Source organism: Bradyrhizobium betae, assembly GCF_004123905.1.
In the GTDB taxonomy this organism is placed as follows: Bacteria; Pseudomonadota; Alphaproteobacteria; order Rhizobiales; family Xanthobacteraceae; genus Bradyrhizobium; species Bradyrhizobium betae_A.
Genome location: NZ_MZXW01000035.1, coordinates 1 through 15,545, shown reverse-complemented (window position 1 = coordinate 15,545; position 15,545 = coordinate 1). Strand labels below are relative to the sequence as shown.

Here is a 15,545-nt window from a genome sequence, read left to right as displayed (position 1 = left end):
CATGTTGGTCAGCCTGCGAGAAGCGCGGCGACGAACGGTGCTGCGAGCACCGAGATGAAGATGATTCCGCGCAGCAGCGCCGGCAGCATCGGCTCGATCGTGCCGCGCCCCGGGTCGGGAGCCGACAAAGCATGCAGCGAGCTGGAATTGCGGACCAAGCGGTCGGCCATGGGTGGTGTGTCCCTTTACGTCGCGCCCTCAGTGCCGTCTCGTATATGTGGGAAAATTTACCACGTCAATTGGGGATGGGCGAAAATGTGGGATTGTGTCCCACGTGAGGCGTTGGTACAATTCAGACATGAATGCCAAGTCCGGGCCCAAAGCAGCGGCGCCACAGCCGAACGCTGCCGAGAAGCTGCACGCGCCGCTGGCGCGGCTGCTGCGCCCGCTCGTGCGGCTCTGCATCCGCAGCGGAATGACCTTTCCGGCCCTGGCCCAATTGCTTCGCGAGCTTTTCGTCAACGTCGCCGAGCATGATTTCGCGTTGGAGGAAAAGGAGCAGACCGACAGCCGCGTCAGCCTGCTCACCGGCATCCACCGCAAGGAGGTGGCGCGGCTGCGCGGCGCGGGCGCGCCCGTGCACGAGGCGCCGGCGGCGGTGTCGCTGACCAGCGCGGTGATCGCGCGCTGGCTCGCCGCGCCCGAGTTCACTGATTCGAAGGGCGAGCCGCTGGCGCTGCCGCGCACCGCCGAAGGCGATGCGCCGTCCTTCGAGCAACTCGTCGCGTCCGTCACCAAGGACGTCCGGCCCCGCGCCGTGCTCGACGAATGGGTCGACCGCAAGCTCGTGACCATCAATGATGCCGACGAGATCGAGCTGGTCGAAGCCGCCTTCGTTCCGAGCGGCGAGGACGACAGCAAATGGCACTATCTCGGCCGTAATCTGCACGACCACATCGCCGCGGCCGCGCAGAACGTCTCGGGCGGGCCGCGCTTCCTCGAACGCGCGGTGCACTACAACAACATCTCGCCGAAGCTGGCACAGAAGCTCGAGGCACGCTCGCGCGAGCTCGCCATGGACGCGCTGAAGACGGCCAACCGCGAGGCCAACCGCGCGCTCGCCAAGGACAAGGGCGGGGATGCCCGCTGGAATTTCGGCATCTACATCTACAGCGAAGATGCCGATGAGGAGAGCGCCGGGAAGGAAGCGGGCAATGAGGGCGGTCATTCATGAGCCGGCCGCCGCTGATCTCCCGCCGTCTGCTGCTGACGGGGTTCTGGCTCGCCGGCACGGCGATTGCGCGTGCGCAGGTCAAGCGCGGCACCGATCAGGGCATCGGCGGCACCGGAATTACGCGCGGAGATGATCACGGCATCGGCGGCACCGGCATCGTCGGCGTGATCCAGCGTTTTGGCAGCATCTACGTCAACGGCGAACGCGTGACCTATGCCAGCGACGTGCCTGTCAGGATCGACGGCGAGGCCGCGAGCCCCAAGGCATTGCGGATCGGCCAGCTCGCCCGCTTGGTCGCCACCCGTCAAGCCGACGGCACCCTCGTCACGCGCAACATCACGATCGCAAGCGAGGTCTCCGGCCCGATCGAGCAGGTCAAGGGCAACGAGTTGACGGTGCTCGGCCAGAACATCGTCGCGAGCGGCAAGGAGACCAAGCTTCGTGCGGGCACGCAGGTGGCCGTCTACGGCTTGCGCCGGGCCGACGGCGTGATCGTCGCAAGCCTGGTCGAGCCGCGGCGCGAGGCGACCGAGCGTGTCACCGGTCTGGTCGAGCGCGGGCCCGATGGCCTGCGCATCGGCGGGCTGAAGCTGAGCGGCGTCGATCCGCTGCTGGTCGGCCAGCGCGTCCAGATCGAAGGCAGTGCGAGCCAGGGCACGATGCAGGCCGCGCGGACGCGGATCGACGATTTCTCGGATCTGGTCGGCGCCAGCCGCCTGTCGATCGAGGCTTACGTGCAGCGCGCGGGTGCGAATCTCCAGCTTGGCTCGGGCCTCGTGGCCCGTGACGGCTCGCGGTTCGGCCCGGCAGCCGGCGAAGCCCGCATGGTGGTCAACGGCGTGTTCGATCGCTCGCGTGGTCTTCAGGTCGATTCGGCTCAGGCGATCGGCCAGGGCCCTGGACCATCCCCGCAAGGGCCGGGCGGTGCCGGCAATCGCTCGCCGGGTGGCTCGATCATGCATCCGAGTCGTCCTGCCACCACGCCAGGCGGTAGCCAGCCCGGCCCCGCGGGTGCCCCTGCGCCGGGGGCCAGCCCGGGTGCGCCCCCGGGCGCCCGCCCAAGCGGTCCGTCGGGTCCCGGCGGGTTTGGCTCGCCCGGTGGAGGTCCGATGGGGCCTGGCGGACCGGGAGGTGGAGGCTTCGGTGGACCCGGCGGCGGTATGGGCGGCGGCCGGCGCTGAGGAAACCGGATCGGCCGTCGGGCGGGTTGATCCGGGTTTCTTCATTTGCTTGGCTCAATGAGCTGTTCGCGGCTCACCGCTGGCTTTGGAGCCGGCGGCGTCGCGTAACGCCGTGTCCTCATCCGTCGCCGCTACGGAATGGTCGGCGGCCAGCAGCACATAGAAGGCCGGCACCACGAACAGGGTGAACAGCGTTCCGATCGAAAGTCCGGAGGCGATCACCAGCCCCATGTTGAAGCGCGAGGCGGCGCCGGCGCCGGACGCGGTGATCAGCGGCATTACGCCGATCACCATCGCCGCAGTCGTCATCAGAATCGGGCGCAGCCGGATCGCGGTGGCCTCGATGACTGCATCGCGCTTGGAGCGGCCGGCATGCTGCAGCTCGTTGGCGAACTCGACGATGAGAATGCCGTGCTTGCTGATCAATCCCATCAGCGTCACGAGGCCGACCTCGGTGTAGATGTTCAGGCTCGCGCCCTTGATGCCCAGCGTGATGAAGATCAGGGCGCCTGCGATCGACATCGGCACCGAGACCAGGATGATGAGCGGATCGCGGAAACTTTCGAACTGTGCCGACAGCGCCAGGAAGATGATGATCAGCGCAAACCCGAAGGTGGCGGCGAAGCCGGATGATTCCTGGATGAACTGCCGCGATTGTCCGCCATAGTCGATGCTGTAGCCTTTGGGCAGGGTCCGGTCCGCAATCTCCTTCAGCATTGCGAGCGCTTCGCCGGTGATCACTCCCGGCATGGCCACGCCGGAGATGGTGGCGGCATTGACCTGCTGGAAATGGTTCAGGGATTGCGGGACCGTGGTCGTTTTCAGCGACGCCACCGTCGACAGCGGAACCGACGTGCCGTCGGAGGTCTTGATATAGTAGTTCAGCACCTGATCGGCATTAAGTCGCTCGCGCTGCTCAACCTGGGGGATCACCTTGTAGGAGCGACCGTCAAGGCCGAAATAGTTGACATACCCGCCGCCCAGCATGTTGCCGAGCGCGCTGCCGACATCGCTGAGCTTCAGCCCGAGCTGCGCGGTCTTTTCACGATCGATCAGCACCGTGGTTTGCGGCTGGTCCACCTTCAGGTCGTTGTCGAGGAAGATGAACTTGCCGCTTTTCAGCGCCTCGGCGGTGAACGCCTTGGCGATGCCGTCAAGCCGGTCGAACGGGTCGGTGGTCTGGATCACGAACTGGATCGGAAGTCCGCTCGCCCCGGGCAGCGGCGGCAATTGGAACGCCACGATCTTGGCACCGGCAACCCCGGCCATCTCCTGTTGTAGCACCGGCTGCAGTTGCGCCGCGGTCTTGTCGCGCTTGTCCCAGGGCTTCAGGACCCAGCCTGCAATCGAGCTGCCGACGAGATCCAGCTGAAACACGCCCGCGGTTTCGGCATAGGCGGAAATGCGCCGGTGGACCTCGGCCGAATACAGCAGCTTCTGCTGCAGCGTTGCGTTCGGCGCCAGCGTCGACTGCATCAGGATCGCGCCCTGATCCTCCTCCGGCGCCAGCTCGTTCTTGGAGTTCGTATAGAGCCAATAGATGCTGCTCAGGACCAGGGCCGCGAACACGACCGTGACCGGGATCGTCGTCAGGCTGCCGGCGAGCAGGCGCCGGTATCGATGCTGCAACGTCTCCATCCGCGCATCGATGAACGCGACGATGCGATCGTCGAGCGTCGGCTTGCCGGTGGTCGGCGGCTTGAGGATGTAGGCGCAGCACATCGGCGTCAGCGTCAGCGCGACGACGGCCGACACCGCGACGGCGCCGGCAAGGGTAAAGGCGAACTCGGTGAAGAGCGCTCCGGTCAGGCCGCCCTGGAATCCGATCGGCACGTAGACTGCGATCAGCACCACGGTCATGGCCACGATCGGACCCGCAAGCTCGCGCGCGGCGGCGATCGCGGCCTGCAACGGCTTTGCGCCCTCGGCCAGATGCCGGTTGACGTTCTCGACCACGATGATGGCGTCGTCGACCACAAGACCGATCGCGAGCACCAGCGCGAGCAGCGTCAGGAGGTTGATCGAGAAGCCGAGCGCCAGCAGCAGGGTGAAGGTGCCGACCAGCGAGAGCGGTATAGCGATCACCGGAATCAGCACCGAGCGCCACGAGCCGAGGAACAGGAAGACGACCACCGTGACGATGAGAAGCGCTTCGACCAGGGTATGGATCACCTCGTCGATCGAGCTGTTCACGAATTCGGTGGAGTCGTAGATGATCTCGGAATTCAGCCCGTCCGGCTGCTGCGCCTTGATGTCGGGATAGACCGCGCGGATGCCCTTGATGACGTCGAGCAGGTTGGCGTTCGGCGCCACCTGGATGCCGATATAGACCGCGCGCTTGCCGTTGAAGCCGACCGACGAGTCGTAATCTTCGGAGCCCAGGGTGACGTTGGCCACATCCGACAGCTTGACGTTGGAGGCGCCGGCCTGCTTCACGACCAGGTCGCGAAACTCCTGCAGCGACTTCAGGTTGGTCGCGGCCGTGAGGTTGACCTGCACCATCTGGCCCTTGGTGGTACCGAGCCCGGCGATGTAGTCGTTGGCGGAGAGCGCGGTCGACACGTCCGACGCGGTCAGCCCATACGCCGCAAGCTTGATCGGATCGAGCCAGGCGCGTAGCGCGAAGGTCTTGTTGCCGAGCAGTTCCGCGGTCTGCACGCCCGACACGGCCTGGAGCTTCGGCTGCACCACCCGGATCAGGTAATCGGTGATCTGGTTCGGCGCCAGCACGTCGCTGCTGAAGCCGAGATACATGGCGTCGATGGTCTGACCGACCTTGATCGTCAGCACCGGCTGCTGCGCGCCGCTCGGAAGCTGATTGAGCACCGAGTTCACCTTGGTGTTGATTTCGGTCAGCGCTTTGCCGGAATCGAAGTTCAGCCGCAGATTGACGGTGATGGTCGAGGTGCTCGATTGGCTGTTCGACGTCATGTAGTCGATGCCGTTGGCCTGCGCGATGGCATTTTCCAGCGGCGTGGTGATGAAGCCGGCGACGATCGCCGGATCCGCGCCGTAATACGTCGTCGACACGGTGACGATCGCATTCTGGGTCCGCGGATATTGCAGGATCGGCAGCGCAGTCATCGACTTGAGACCCAGCACCAGGATCATCAGGCTGACGACGATCGCAAGCACCGGCCGACGAATGAAGAGGTCGGTAAAGGACACGTTCTCGCTCCTCACTGGTCGGCGGGTGCCGGATTGGGATCGTTCGCCAAGGCAATGGAGTTGTCGACCTTCAGCAGGGTGCCGTTGCGCAGCTTGATCTGGCCGGCAGTGACGACGGTCGCGCCCTGGTCGAGACCCGAGATCACCGCCACCTGATCGCCGCGGGTGGCGCCGGTCTTGATGAAGGTCTGTCGGGCGACCAGCCCCTGCTTGTCCGCGGCCTCGCTCTTGACCGCCAGGAACACGGAATCTCCGTAGGTGTTGTAGACGATGGCGGTCTGCGGCAGCGTGACGTAGCTCGTGGCGTGGCCGATGTTGAGGTCGATCCGCGCGAACATGCCGGGCAGGAGCTTGCGATCCGGATTGTCGAAGATCGCGCGGACCTGAACGTTGCGGCTGGTTTGATCGACCTTGGAATTGAACGCCTGCACGACGCCCTTGAAGGTGTGCCCCGGAAACGCGTCGATGCGGGCAGCAACCTCCTGCCCGACCTTGACCTGGTCGACCGCCTGCTGCGGCAGGGTGAAGTCGACAAAGAGGCGGTCGAGCGCCTGCAGCGTGACGATGGCGGTGCCCGCGGTGAGATATTGGCCGACGTCGACCTGACGCACGCCGAGACGCCCTGCAAACGGTGCCTTCAGGGTCTTCTGCTCCAGCAGCGCCTGCTGCTGGGCGACCAGCGCCAACGCGTTGCGCTCATTGACGAGATCACTGTCGACCGTCGCCTGGCTGACCGCATTGATCTTCAACTGGCCCTGATCGCGCCGCAACGTGATGGCGGAGCCGTCAGCGGTGGCCTGCAGTGATTGCAGCTTGGCGATATCGTCCTCCTTGCGCAGGTCAAGCAGCACGTCACCCGCGGCGACGTCCTTGCCCGACTCGAAGTGCAGGCTATCCACGATGCCGGACTGCTGCAGCGAGAGATCGGCGCCGTTTACCGCGCGAAACGTGCCGATGGCGGTCAGCGCCGACTGCCAGTCGCTGAGCACCGCGGTGGTGGTCGACACTGTCTGCGGCGGATCGGCGAGGGCGGCCATGGCCTGCCTGATCATGCCGGCGCGGAAATTGACGAACCACGCCAGCGCGGCGAACACCGCACCCACGACACACAGCATGATCATCATGCGCTTCAACATGGCTTCGGACTCTCGGATCAGTTGGCTGGCGGGGTCGGCTGTGCCGGCAGGGCGCCCGCGGGAGTGAATATCGCGGCAATGCCTGCGGGCTTTGCCGTGGCTGCCGGAGTTTCATCGACACGATTCCACCAGCCGCCGCCGAGCGACTGGTACAGCGCCACGGTGTCGGCATAGCGCGAGGCCTGCGCCTTCACGCGGTTGATCCGCGCCGTCAGCAGCGTCTGTTCGGCGTTGATGACGGAGATGAAGGTGGTGGAACCGGCCTTGAATTGGGCCTGGGACATCTTCAGGCTTTCGGCGGAGGCCTTTTCCGCCTCGAGCTGGGCCTTCAGCAGATCAGCGTCCGATTGAATCGCGCGGAGCGCGTCGGCGACATTCTGGAACGCGGTGATCACGGTCGAGCGATATTTTGCGCCGCTCTGCTCCAAAGCTGCGACCTTGGACTCCTTGGTGTGGAACAGGGACCCGGCATCGAAGATCGGGCCGGTGACACTCGCCGCCACGCTCCAGGCCGCCGATTGCGGACCATAGAGGCCCGCCAGCGCCGACGCGGAGCTGCCACCCGAGGCCGACAGCGTCACGCTTGGCAGCATGTTGGCCGTGGCGACACCCACGTTGGCGCTGGCCTGATGCACCTGGCTTTCGGCGGCACGAATGTCCGGGCGCTGCCGCACCAGCAACGACGGCACGCTGACCGGCAGATCGCGCGGCAGGCGCAGATTTGCCAGCGGCACCGCCTCGCCTCTGTCCTGGCTGGGCAGCCTGCCGAGATAAGCCATCAGCTGGTTGCGATTTTGCGCGCGCGACTTTTGCAGCGGCGGCAGCGTCGCAATCGTCTGCGCCAGTTGGGCCTTCTGAGTCAGGACATCGCTGTTGGCGACGGCGCCGAGGGCAAACTGCTGTTCCAGCAACGCGACCAGCTGACGCTGACCTTCGATCTGCTCCTGGGTTACGCGAATTTGCGCCGCGTAGGACGCATCGCTGATTGCGGTCGTCACGACGTTTGCCGTCAGCGTCAGGTACGTCGCCTCGAGCTGGAAGCGCTGATAGTCCGCACTGGCGAGATCGGCCTCGATGCCGCGCGCCTTGCCACCGAAAATGTCCGGCGTGAATGAAACCGGGACCGAGGTCTTGTAGAGGGTGTACAGCGACGATGGTCCGGTTTGTCCGGATTGTGCCAGCGGCACTTCGTTGCGTGTCACGCTGCTTTCCCCGGTGATCGACGGCAGCAACGCGCTGGTGTCTGCCGCCGCAACTTCGCGGGCCTGGCGCAGCGCCGCCTGGGCGGCGGCGAGATCCGGATGGTTGTCGATCGCCTCCCGGACGAAGACTTCGATCTGCCGCGAGCGGAACACCTGCCACCAGACCGCGGGCACGTCGGCACCGTAAGCGAACCGTTGCGCCATGCCGCCGGGCCCGTCTGCGCCTTGCGTCACGGGCAGTCGGCCCGTCGTGTAACCGCTCACCGCCGGAGCGGCCGGCGACTCAAAATCAGGGCCGACCGCGCAGCCGCAAAGGGAAAGGGCAGCCTGAACGATAGGTACTAAAGCACCTCTGTGGAGCAACGTTCTAACCGACATCCGCCGCCTATACTAAACTAGACCGTTTAGTACTTGACGGAGTCGAGTAGGGTTGTCAACGGTACTGAACTGTTTAGTTTTGTTGCTGAATGATGCACATTTGTGTATCGCCGGCAACAGGACCCGGTTCTTTGTTCTTTCAAGACGTTGATGCGCCGTCATTGTGCGCCGACACCAGCGACACCGATTCGCGAGCCGACGGAGTGCCATCATTGATCGACACGATCGCCCATCCCGCTCTTGAGCAGCCAAGCGCGCCGGCAGGCCGCAAGATGGACATTGTCATTCGCGCGGCGTGGCAGCTGTTTCTCGACCACGGCTTTTCCGCAACCAGCATGGACGCCGTCGCGAAAGCCGCCGGTGTGTCGAAAGCCACGCTCTACGCGTATTTCCCGAGCAAGGAAGCCTTGTTTGCCTCGTTGATCGTGGCGGAATGCGAGAGCCTGCAACACGACCTGCCGATGCCCAAACTGTCGGCCGGACTATCCGAGGCGTTGAGGGAGTTCGCCAGGCAATACATCCGCACCTTCATCGATCGGAAAGACGTCGCCTTCGTGCGCATCATCGCCAACGAAAGCGGACGGTTTCCTGCGCTCGCGCGGCTGTTCTATGAAAGCGGTCCCGAGGCGACGATCCGGCGGCTCTCTCAATTCCTTGAAGAGGCGAGGGCGGCGAAGCTGCTGGAATTTGACGACTCGATTGGCGCCGCCAAACAATTCCTGAGCCTGGTCCGCGGCGAGCTACCGCTGCTGATCGTGTTGGGTCTCAACGAGCTCACGGAGGGAATGATCGAACAGGAGATCGAGGCGGGACTCAATTTCTTTCTGAAAGCGTGTCAGCCTCGCGGCTGAAGCCCGCACGCATGTTTCATGAAGGCAGAGGCCGGCTCTAGCCCGCGCTGAGCCGCACGCCCGCGCGCAAAAATTTCTGCGGGTCGACTGCTTCGCCGTCGATGCGGGTTTCGTAATGAAGATGCGGACCGGTCGAGCGGCCCGTGGATCCGACGAGGCCGACGACCTGGCCGAGCTTGACGATCTCGCCGACCTTGACGTTGATCTCGGAGAGATGGCCGTAGCGCGTCGACAGCCCGTTGCCGTGGTCGACCTCGACCATGCGGCCGTAACCACCGGACCAGCCGGCCGACACCACCTTGCCGCTGGCGGTGACGCGTGCGGGATCGCCGGTGGCGGCGCGGAAGTCGAGACCGGTGTGCATCGCGGGCCGTCCGAGGAAGGGATCGCTGCGCACGCCGAAACCGGAGGTGAACTCGACCTCGCCGATGACGGGCTTGCGGTAGGGCACCAGCGCCAGCGTGCGATTGAGACGATCCAGCTCGGCGCGGGCGATGTTGATGCGATTGAGCTGCTTCTCAAATGGTCCGGCATTGGCTGTCAGCTTGACGGGAACGAACGGGCCGCCCATCGCGGCCCGCGGCACAGCGGCTTCCAGATTGGCGAGGTTCAAACCGAGATCGCTGACGACGCCGCGCATCCGGCGCATGCGCGAATCCATGCCTTCCTCGACGGCGCTGAGCGACGCCATCTGGCGACGCTCGACCTGGTCGAGTGAGCTCGTGAGCCGGACCAGGACATTGTCAAAGCCCTGGTTCTTGGCGAATTGATTGGTCGGCGGCGCCATCACGGCCGGCGCGCGCGACTCAAGCCGCGCTTCGCGATCCGGCGGCGCCACGAAGATCACGGTGTCGCTGATCGGCGAGGGCTTTGGCGTGCCCTGTGTCGCACCCTGACTCGCATCGCCACGCTGCGGCGTCGCGCGAGGGATCGATCCGGTCACGTCGGGCATGGCTCCGAGCGCCGTGGCCCGGGACTCCAGCGCCGTCTGACGCTTCATGATCTGGTCGAGCTTCTGGTCGAACTGCTCCTGGTCGAGCAGCTGCCGGCTGGTGGTGCGGTCGACCTTGGCGCGCAGCTCGGTGATGCGGTCCTCATAGGCGTATTGCATCTCGGCCTGGCGGGCGATCAGCCGAGTCAGGACGTCGTCGCGGAATGCGAAATAGGTGGCGGTCGCAGCCGACCAGAGGCCGAGCAGGACGACGGTGCCGACCACGATCCAGAATACCACGGGTCCCAGGCGAACCTGCTTGCCGTGATGCGCGATGGTGTAGGCGTCGTCAGCGTCGGGAAGGGGAATCGCAGTGGTGGTCGCTGTGGCGGCGTGACGGCGCTGGAAGGCCCGTCCGTGGTCGTGGGGATGATGCTGGGGGTACTGCGAGAATTGGGCAGAACTTTTCGACATCGGCACTCCCGCGCCGGTCGGATGGGTTCCTTGCGGCCTAATTGCCGCAGCAATCTGGGCCGGTCATGGTTAATTTTCCGGAAACGGAACTGCTTGAACTTAACGGACTGGTTAAAGACTTCTTGCCGCTTCCAGCACCTGGTCGGCATGGCCGTCGACCCGGACGTTACGCCAGATCCTGGCCACTTTGCCGTCGCTCCCGACCAGCACCGTCGTGCGAAGAATCCCGAGGAAGCTCTTGCCATACATAGATTTTTCGCCCCAGGCGCCATACGCCTCCAGCATCTCGTGTGCCTCGTCGGAGATCAGGGGGACGCCGAGGCTGTGCTTGTCGCGGAACTTCTCCTGGGCCTTTAACGAATCGGCGGAGATGCCGAGCACCGCCGTGCCGGCTGCTTTGAAGTCTTGGGCCAGCCGGGTGAAGTCGATGGCCTCCCGGGTGCAGCCGGGCGTGTCGGCGCGGGGATAGAAGAACAAGACGAGCTTCTGGCCGGCGTATTCCGACAGCGTGGCCACGCTGCCGCCGTCGCGGGGCAGCCGGAAGGCTGGGGCCTTCTGGCCTTCGGTCAGGGTGGCCTTCGCCGCAGCGGCCGATTTGGAGGAATTTAACTGTTTCGATGCGGCCCCATGCGATGCTGTCTTTGATATGGTCGCGCTTGATTTGCTGGCCGTTGTCCGCTGGGTTCTTGCGGACTTTGTTTGAACAGATGCCCGCGTTTTCAGGGCCTTCTTTTTTACCGTCGGACTGGCGGAGGGCGTTTTGGACGATTTCTTTCGGGATGTCTTGGACATACGCCTTCCTTTCGTCGCTTTCGGCGGGTCAACCAAAGCGGTATTGCAGCTCTCGTCCGGTGTGCCGGAATCGTGCCCTCGGCTGGGCAACTCTGACGACGCCGGAGTATGGTTACAAGGAATTCCACGCACCACCCCACTGCTCGTTGAACGCGCTCCCGGGGCGAAATGACGAACAGCAGGAATATTCGAGGTATGGCGGCAGTGCCGGTGCAGGGAGCTTCGCTTCCCGCAGGCGGCTGCGGTCCCGGCGGCGCTCAATCCTACGACGGGCGCCTGTATCGAGAGGCAATGGCAAGGAATACGTCGCCCCAGGATTACAATCGGGAGCTTGATCGGCGCGGCGGCCAACCACAGCCGCAGGAATGGGACGACGCCGACTGGGATCCGGATCAGGAAGCGGCGGCGGGCCATCGGGCGCGCCGGCTGTTGTCGCGTTCCAATTCGGGCTTCCATCGCTTTGGTGACGGGTTTGGGTCGATGCGCCGCTGGCTCGGCGGAGGCCGCTGGCTGAAGCGGCTGGCCATCGTGGTCGGGGCTCTCGTCGTCATCTTCGTCGGCTGTTTCGGCACGCTGTGGTGGCGGCTTGGCGCCGGTCCCATCAACCTCGACATCGCGACACCCTGGCTGGCGGCTGCGATCGAGGACAATATCGGTCATGGCAATACGGTCGAGGTCGGCGGCACCCAGATCGAGCGGGCCGGCCGTATCAGGATCGCCGTCCGCATCCGCGACATCGTCGTCCGCGACCACGACCACGCCATCGTCGCTACCGCTCCGAAGGCCGAGGTGAAGCTGTCGGGCGCGGGCCTCTTGATGGGCCACCTCCGCGCCGAAAGCCTCAATCTCGTCGATGCCGAGCTTGCGATCCGGATCTCCCCCGACGGGACCGTCACCGTGTCCGCCGGCGACACGGCCAAGCCGCTCGCAACCGGCGTCGCGTCGAAGAAGGAAGCGGGCCTGCCGCCGACATTCCCGCGCAACGGGGTCCCACCACCGCCCTTTGGGATGGCGCCCGCAACGCCCGACGCATCGCAGGCCGCGCCACAGGCGGCCGCGCAGAGCGGCATTCTTCAGGGCCTCGACTGGCTCGACAGTCTGAGCATGACCGGCCTCGACGGCCAGAACCTCAACGAGATCGGTCTGAAGAACGGCAATCTGATCGTCGACGATCAGCAGCGCGGCAGCAAATGGTCGTTCGAGAACATCACGCTCAGTCTGCGCCGGCCGAGCCAGGGCGGCGTCACGCTCAGCCTCGGCGAAGAGGGCGCGCGCCCGTGGTCGCTGCGCGCCACGATCGGCCCCGCCGAGAACGGCGTGCGCTCGGTCGATATCCGCGCCGACAAGGTCTCGACCGCCAACATCCTGCTGGCGCTGCGGGTGAAGGATCTCACCTATACCGCCGATCTGCCGCTGACCGGCGAGCTCAAGGGTGAGCTCGGCCGCGACGGCGTGCCGACCTTCTTCCGCGGCAAGGTCACGATCGGCGCCGGCAACATCATCGACACCGATACGCCCGATTATCCGATGGCGATCGACTCGGCCGAGATCAATGTCGAGTGGGACGCCAACCGGCGCGTGCTGGTCGCGCCCTTCAAGATTCTCTCGGGCGCCAACCGCCTGACGCTTCTGGCCCATCTCGAACCGCCGAATGGCAGCATCAACGACTGGCAGCTCGGCTTCAGCGGTGGATCGATCCTGCTTGGCGGTATCGACAACGAGCCGCCGCTCGTCTTCAACCGGATTGCGATCGGCTTCCGCTTCGACACCGACCACAAGCGCCTTCTGCTGACGCAGGCCGATATCTCCAATGGCGAAATCGGCGTCGCCGGCACCGGCGCCATCGACTATTCCGGCGAGCCGCGGCTGACGCTGGGCTTTGCGGGGACGCCGATGTCGGCCTCCGTGCTGAAGCGGATGTGGCCGACGCTGGTCGTTCCGGAGCTGCGCGAATGGGTGATCGAGCGGATCGAGCGCGGCACGCTCCAGCGCATCGAGATCGGTATCAATTCGCCGACGAAGAACCTTCCGCGCAAGGGCCCGCCGATTCCCGATGACGGCCTGTCGGTGAACATCGTCGCCAGTGGCGTCGCAGTCCGCCCGGTGGATGGCATGCCCGTCGTGCACGACGCCGATCTGAAGGCGCGCGTGACCGGGCGTACCGCGACCGTGACGATCGGGCAGGGCATCGCCGATACGCCGGCGGGCCGCAAGGTCACGATTTCCGACTTCGTCTTCGAGGTGCCTGACATGGCGCCCAAGCCGTCACCGTCACGGACCAGGTTCCGCGCCGAAGGGCCGGTGCCTGCGGCGGCCGAGATGCTCTCCAACGATCGCCTGAGCGATCTGTCGTCGACCGTCATCGACCCCAACACCAGCAAGGGCACGTTCTCGGCGAACATCCAGCTCGCGCTGCCGGTCAAAGGCGAGCTGACCAAGGCCGACACCGTTTACGCGGTGACCGCCGATCTCAACGGTTTTGCCGCGGACAAGCTGGTGATGAACCAGAAGCTGGAGGCCAACAACCTCAAGATCGCCGCCAACAACCAGGGCTATCAGGTCAAGGGCGACGTCAAGATCAACGGGCAGGCCGCCTCGCTCGACTACCGCAAGCCGGCCGAGGGCGACGCGGACGTCAAGCTGCAGACGACGCTGGACGACGCCAGTCGCGCTCGCCTCGGCTTCGATCTTAGCCCCGCCCTCAGCGGATCGCTGCCGATCAAGGTGTCCGGCAAGATTGCCGGCGGTCCCGACGCGACGACCAAGCTCGGCATCGAGGCCGACCTGACCTCGGTCAAGCTCGACAACATCCTGCCCGGCTGGGTCAAGCTGCCCGGCAAGTCGGGCAAGGCCATCTTCAAGGTGGTGCCGACGGCGCAATCGACGCGGCTGGAGGACATCGTCATCGAAGGCGGCGGGGCCTCGATCAAGGGCTCGCTCGAAGTCGATCCGAACGGCGACCTCATCAATGCGAACTTCCCGACCTATTCGCCGTCCGACGGTGACAAGGCGTCGCTGAAGGTCGAGCGCGGTCAGGACGGCGTGGTCAAGGGCACGATGCGCGGCGACGTGTTCGACGGTCGCGGCTTCCTGAAATCGGCGATCTCAGGCAATTCCAAGGATGACGCCAAGAACAAGATGAAGAACGTCGATTTCGACATCGACGTGAAGCTCGGCGCCGTCATGGGTTTCAACGGCGAGGCGATGCGCAGCGTCGATGCCAAGATGTCGCGCCGCAGCGGCGCAGTCAAAGCCTTCACGCTGAACGGCAGGATCGGCAAGGACACGCCGGTTGCGGCGGATCTGCGCGGCGGTCGTGCCCAGGGCAACCGCGAGGTGATCTACCTCCAGACCAACGATGCCGGCGCGCTGCTGCGCTTCACCGACACCTACACCAAGGCGGTCGGCGGCCAGATGGTGGTGGCGATGGAGCCGCCGACGTCCGAGCCGAACACGACGCGCGAGGGCCTCATCAACGTCCGCGACTTCACGGTGAAGGGCGAGGCGCAGCTAGAACGCGTCGCCGCGGGCGCACCCAATGGCACCGGCAACGGCGTTTCCTTCAGCGCGTTGCGAGCCGAGTTCATCCGCCAGAACGGCGCACTCACCGTTCGTGACGGCGTCGTTAAAGGCCCGATGATCGGCGCCACCATCGAGGGTTCGATCGACTATCCCGGCAACCAGGTCTGTATGAGCGGCACCTTCGTGCCGATGTACGGGTTGAACAACATGTTCGGACAGATACCGCTCCTCGGGTTGGTCCTGGGTGCTGGCGATAAAGAGGGACTGATCGGCGTGACCTACGAGGTCGTCGGCACGCCGGCGGCACCCGTGATGCGCGTCAATCCGATCTCGGCGATCTTTCCCGGCGTGACCCGGAAGATCATGGAGTTCAACACCGGCAAGCAGAACTCGCCGTTCGAGGAATTCCCCTCGCAGTCGAACGACGGTTCGACCGGATCGACGCGCCAACTTTCGAGCGGCTGCAGTCTCGCGCGGCGATAGGAGCGGATGCTCCCGACGTCGTCATGGCCGGGCCTGTCCCGGCCATCCACGCTCTTCGGGCCACGTATCCCGAAACGCGGACGGCCGGCACCACCCCGGCACCGACGCACGTAGACCTCTTCACGCGCGTCAGCCCTCTCCCGCGCGCTCCCCGCCCAGTCGGCTCCGCACTCCGCCCCAGTGCTGCTCGTCCCGCTTCGCGCGCATCCAGCGCGCCGTCGGCCAGATGCCGCCGAGCGCGACGATGCCTGCC

At 65.2% G+C, this 15,545-nt stretch carries 10 protein-coding genes; 4 read left to right on the top strand and 6 right to left on the bottom strand.

The genetic code is table 11. The features are described from left to right. Positions 1-8: 8 nt before the first annotated feature. Positions 9-170, bottom strand: a complete 162-nt coding sequence (locus tag B5V03_RS41640; protein ID WP_164988271.1) for a hypothetical protein — start codon at positions 168-170, stop codon at positions 9-11. Positions 171-298: 128 nt separating this feature from the next. Between B5V03_RS41640 and B5V03_RS25135 the strand changes: the two genes are divergently transcribed. Both B5V03_RS25135 and B5V03_RS25130 read left to right on the top strand, forming a co-directional pair. Then, a complete protein-coding gene (locus B5V03_RS25135; protein ID WP_129273069.1) occupies positions 299-1,174 on the top strand; it encodes a DUF6502 family protein in 876 nt (291 codons plus the stop codon). Further along, positions 1,171-2,355, top strand: coding sequence for a DUF5666 domain-containing protein (locus tag B5V03_RS25130; RefSeq protein WP_129273068.1), 1,185 nt, complete (start codon positions 1,171-1,173; stop codon positions 2,353-2,355). Before B5V03_RS25135 ends, B5V03_RS25130 begins: the two co-directional genes overlap by 4 nt. Positions 2,356-2,409: 54 nt before the next feature. On the opposite strand, the gene B5V03_RS25125 is transcribed toward B5V03_RS25130, so the two are convergent. The 3 genes from B5V03_RS25125 to B5V03_RS25115 are packed head-to-tail and all read right to left on the bottom strand — an operon-like array spanning position 2,410 to position 8,239. After that, positions 2,410-5,523 (bottom strand): efflux RND transporter permease subunit, encoded by a 3,114-nt coding sequence (locus B5V03_RS25125; RefSeq protein ID WP_164988270.1) that lies wholly within the window; start codon positions 5,521-5,523, stop codon positions 2,410-2,412. A gap of 11 nt (positions 5,524-5,534) precedes the next feature. Beyond that, on the bottom strand, positions 5,535-6,659 hold the full coding sequence (locus B5V03_RS25120; RefSeq protein WP_164988269.1) for an efflux RND transporter periplasmic adaptor subunit: 1,125 nt from the start codon (positions 6,657-6,659) through the stop codon (positions 5,535-5,537). 17 nt (positions 6,660-6,676) lie between these two features. After that, positions 6,677-8,239 (bottom strand): efflux transporter outer membrane subunit, encoded by a 1,563-nt coding sequence (locus B5V03_RS25115; RefSeq protein WP_129273065.1) that lies wholly within the window; start codon positions 8,237-8,239, stop codon positions 6,677-6,679. A gap of 203 nt (positions 8,240-8,442) precedes the next feature. Between B5V03_RS25115 and B5V03_RS25110 the strand changes: the two genes are divergently transcribed. Then, positions 8,443-9,090, top strand: coding sequence for a TetR/AcrR family transcriptional regulator (locus tag B5V03_RS25110; RefSeq protein ID WP_245502339.1), 648 nt, complete (start codon positions 8,443-8,445; stop codon positions 9,088-9,090). A gap of 37 nt (positions 9,091-9,127) precedes the next feature. On the opposite strand, the gene B5V03_RS25105 is transcribed toward B5V03_RS25110, so the two are convergent. Next, positions 9,128-10,495 (bottom strand): M23 family metallopeptidase, encoded by a 1,368-nt coding sequence (locus B5V03_RS25105; RefSeq protein ID WP_206736191.1) that lies wholly within the window; start codon positions 10,493-10,495, stop codon positions 9,128-9,130. A 111-nt stretch (positions 10,496-10,606) separates the two neighbouring features. Next, positions 10,607-11,287 (bottom strand): peroxiredoxin, encoded by a 681-nt coding sequence (locus B5V03_RS25100; protein ID WP_129273063.1) that lies wholly within the window; start codon positions 11,285-11,287, stop codon positions 10,607-10,609. 195 nt (positions 11,288-11,482) lie between these two features. Here B5V03_RS25100 and B5V03_RS25095 point away from each other — a divergent pair, with 195 nt between their 5' ends. After that, complete coding sequence (locus B5V03_RS25095; RefSeq protein ID WP_164988267.1) at positions 11,483-15,292, top strand: DUF3971 domain-containing protein; 3,810 nt, start codon at positions 11,483-11,485, stop codon at positions 15,290-15,292. Positions 15,293-15,545: the final 253 nt, after the last annotated feature.

What these genes read in the sequence shown, in the direction of transcription:
- B5V03_RS25120 (WP_164988269.1), bottom strand. Translation starts at nt 6,659, where the DNA reads ATGTTGAAGCGCATGATGATCATGCTGTGTGTCGTGGGTGCGGTGTTC.
- B5V03_RS25095 (WP_164988267.1), top strand. Translation starts at nt 11,483, where the DNA reads ATGGCGGCAGTGCCGGTGCAGGGAGCTTCGCTTCCCGCAGGCGGCTGC.
- B5V03_RS25105 (WP_206736191.1), bottom strand. Translation starts at nt 10,495, where the DNA reads ATGTCGAAAAGTTCTGCCCAATTCTCGCAGTACCCCCAGCATCATCCC.
- B5V03_RS25135 (WP_129273069.1), top strand. Translation starts at nt 299, where the DNA reads ATGAATGCCAAGTCCGGGCCCAAAGCAGCGGCGCCACAGCCGAACGCT.
- B5V03_RS25115 (WP_129273065.1), bottom strand. Translation starts at nt 8,239, where the DNA reads ATGTCGGTTAGAACGTTGCTCCACAGAGGTGCTTTAGTACCTATCGTT.
- B5V03_RS41640 (WP_164988271.1), bottom strand. Translation starts at nt 170, where the DNA reads ATGGCCGACCGCTTGGTCCGCAATTCCAGCTCGCTGCATGCTTTGTCG.
- B5V03_RS25130 (WP_129273068.1), top strand. Translation starts at nt 1,171, where the DNA reads ATGAGCCGGCCGCCGCTGATCTCCCGCCGTCTGCTGCTGACGGGGTTC.
- B5V03_RS25100 (WP_129273063.1), bottom strand. Translation starts at nt 11,287, where the DNA reads ATGTCCAAGACATCCCGAAAGAAATCGTCCAAAACGCCCTCCGCCAGT.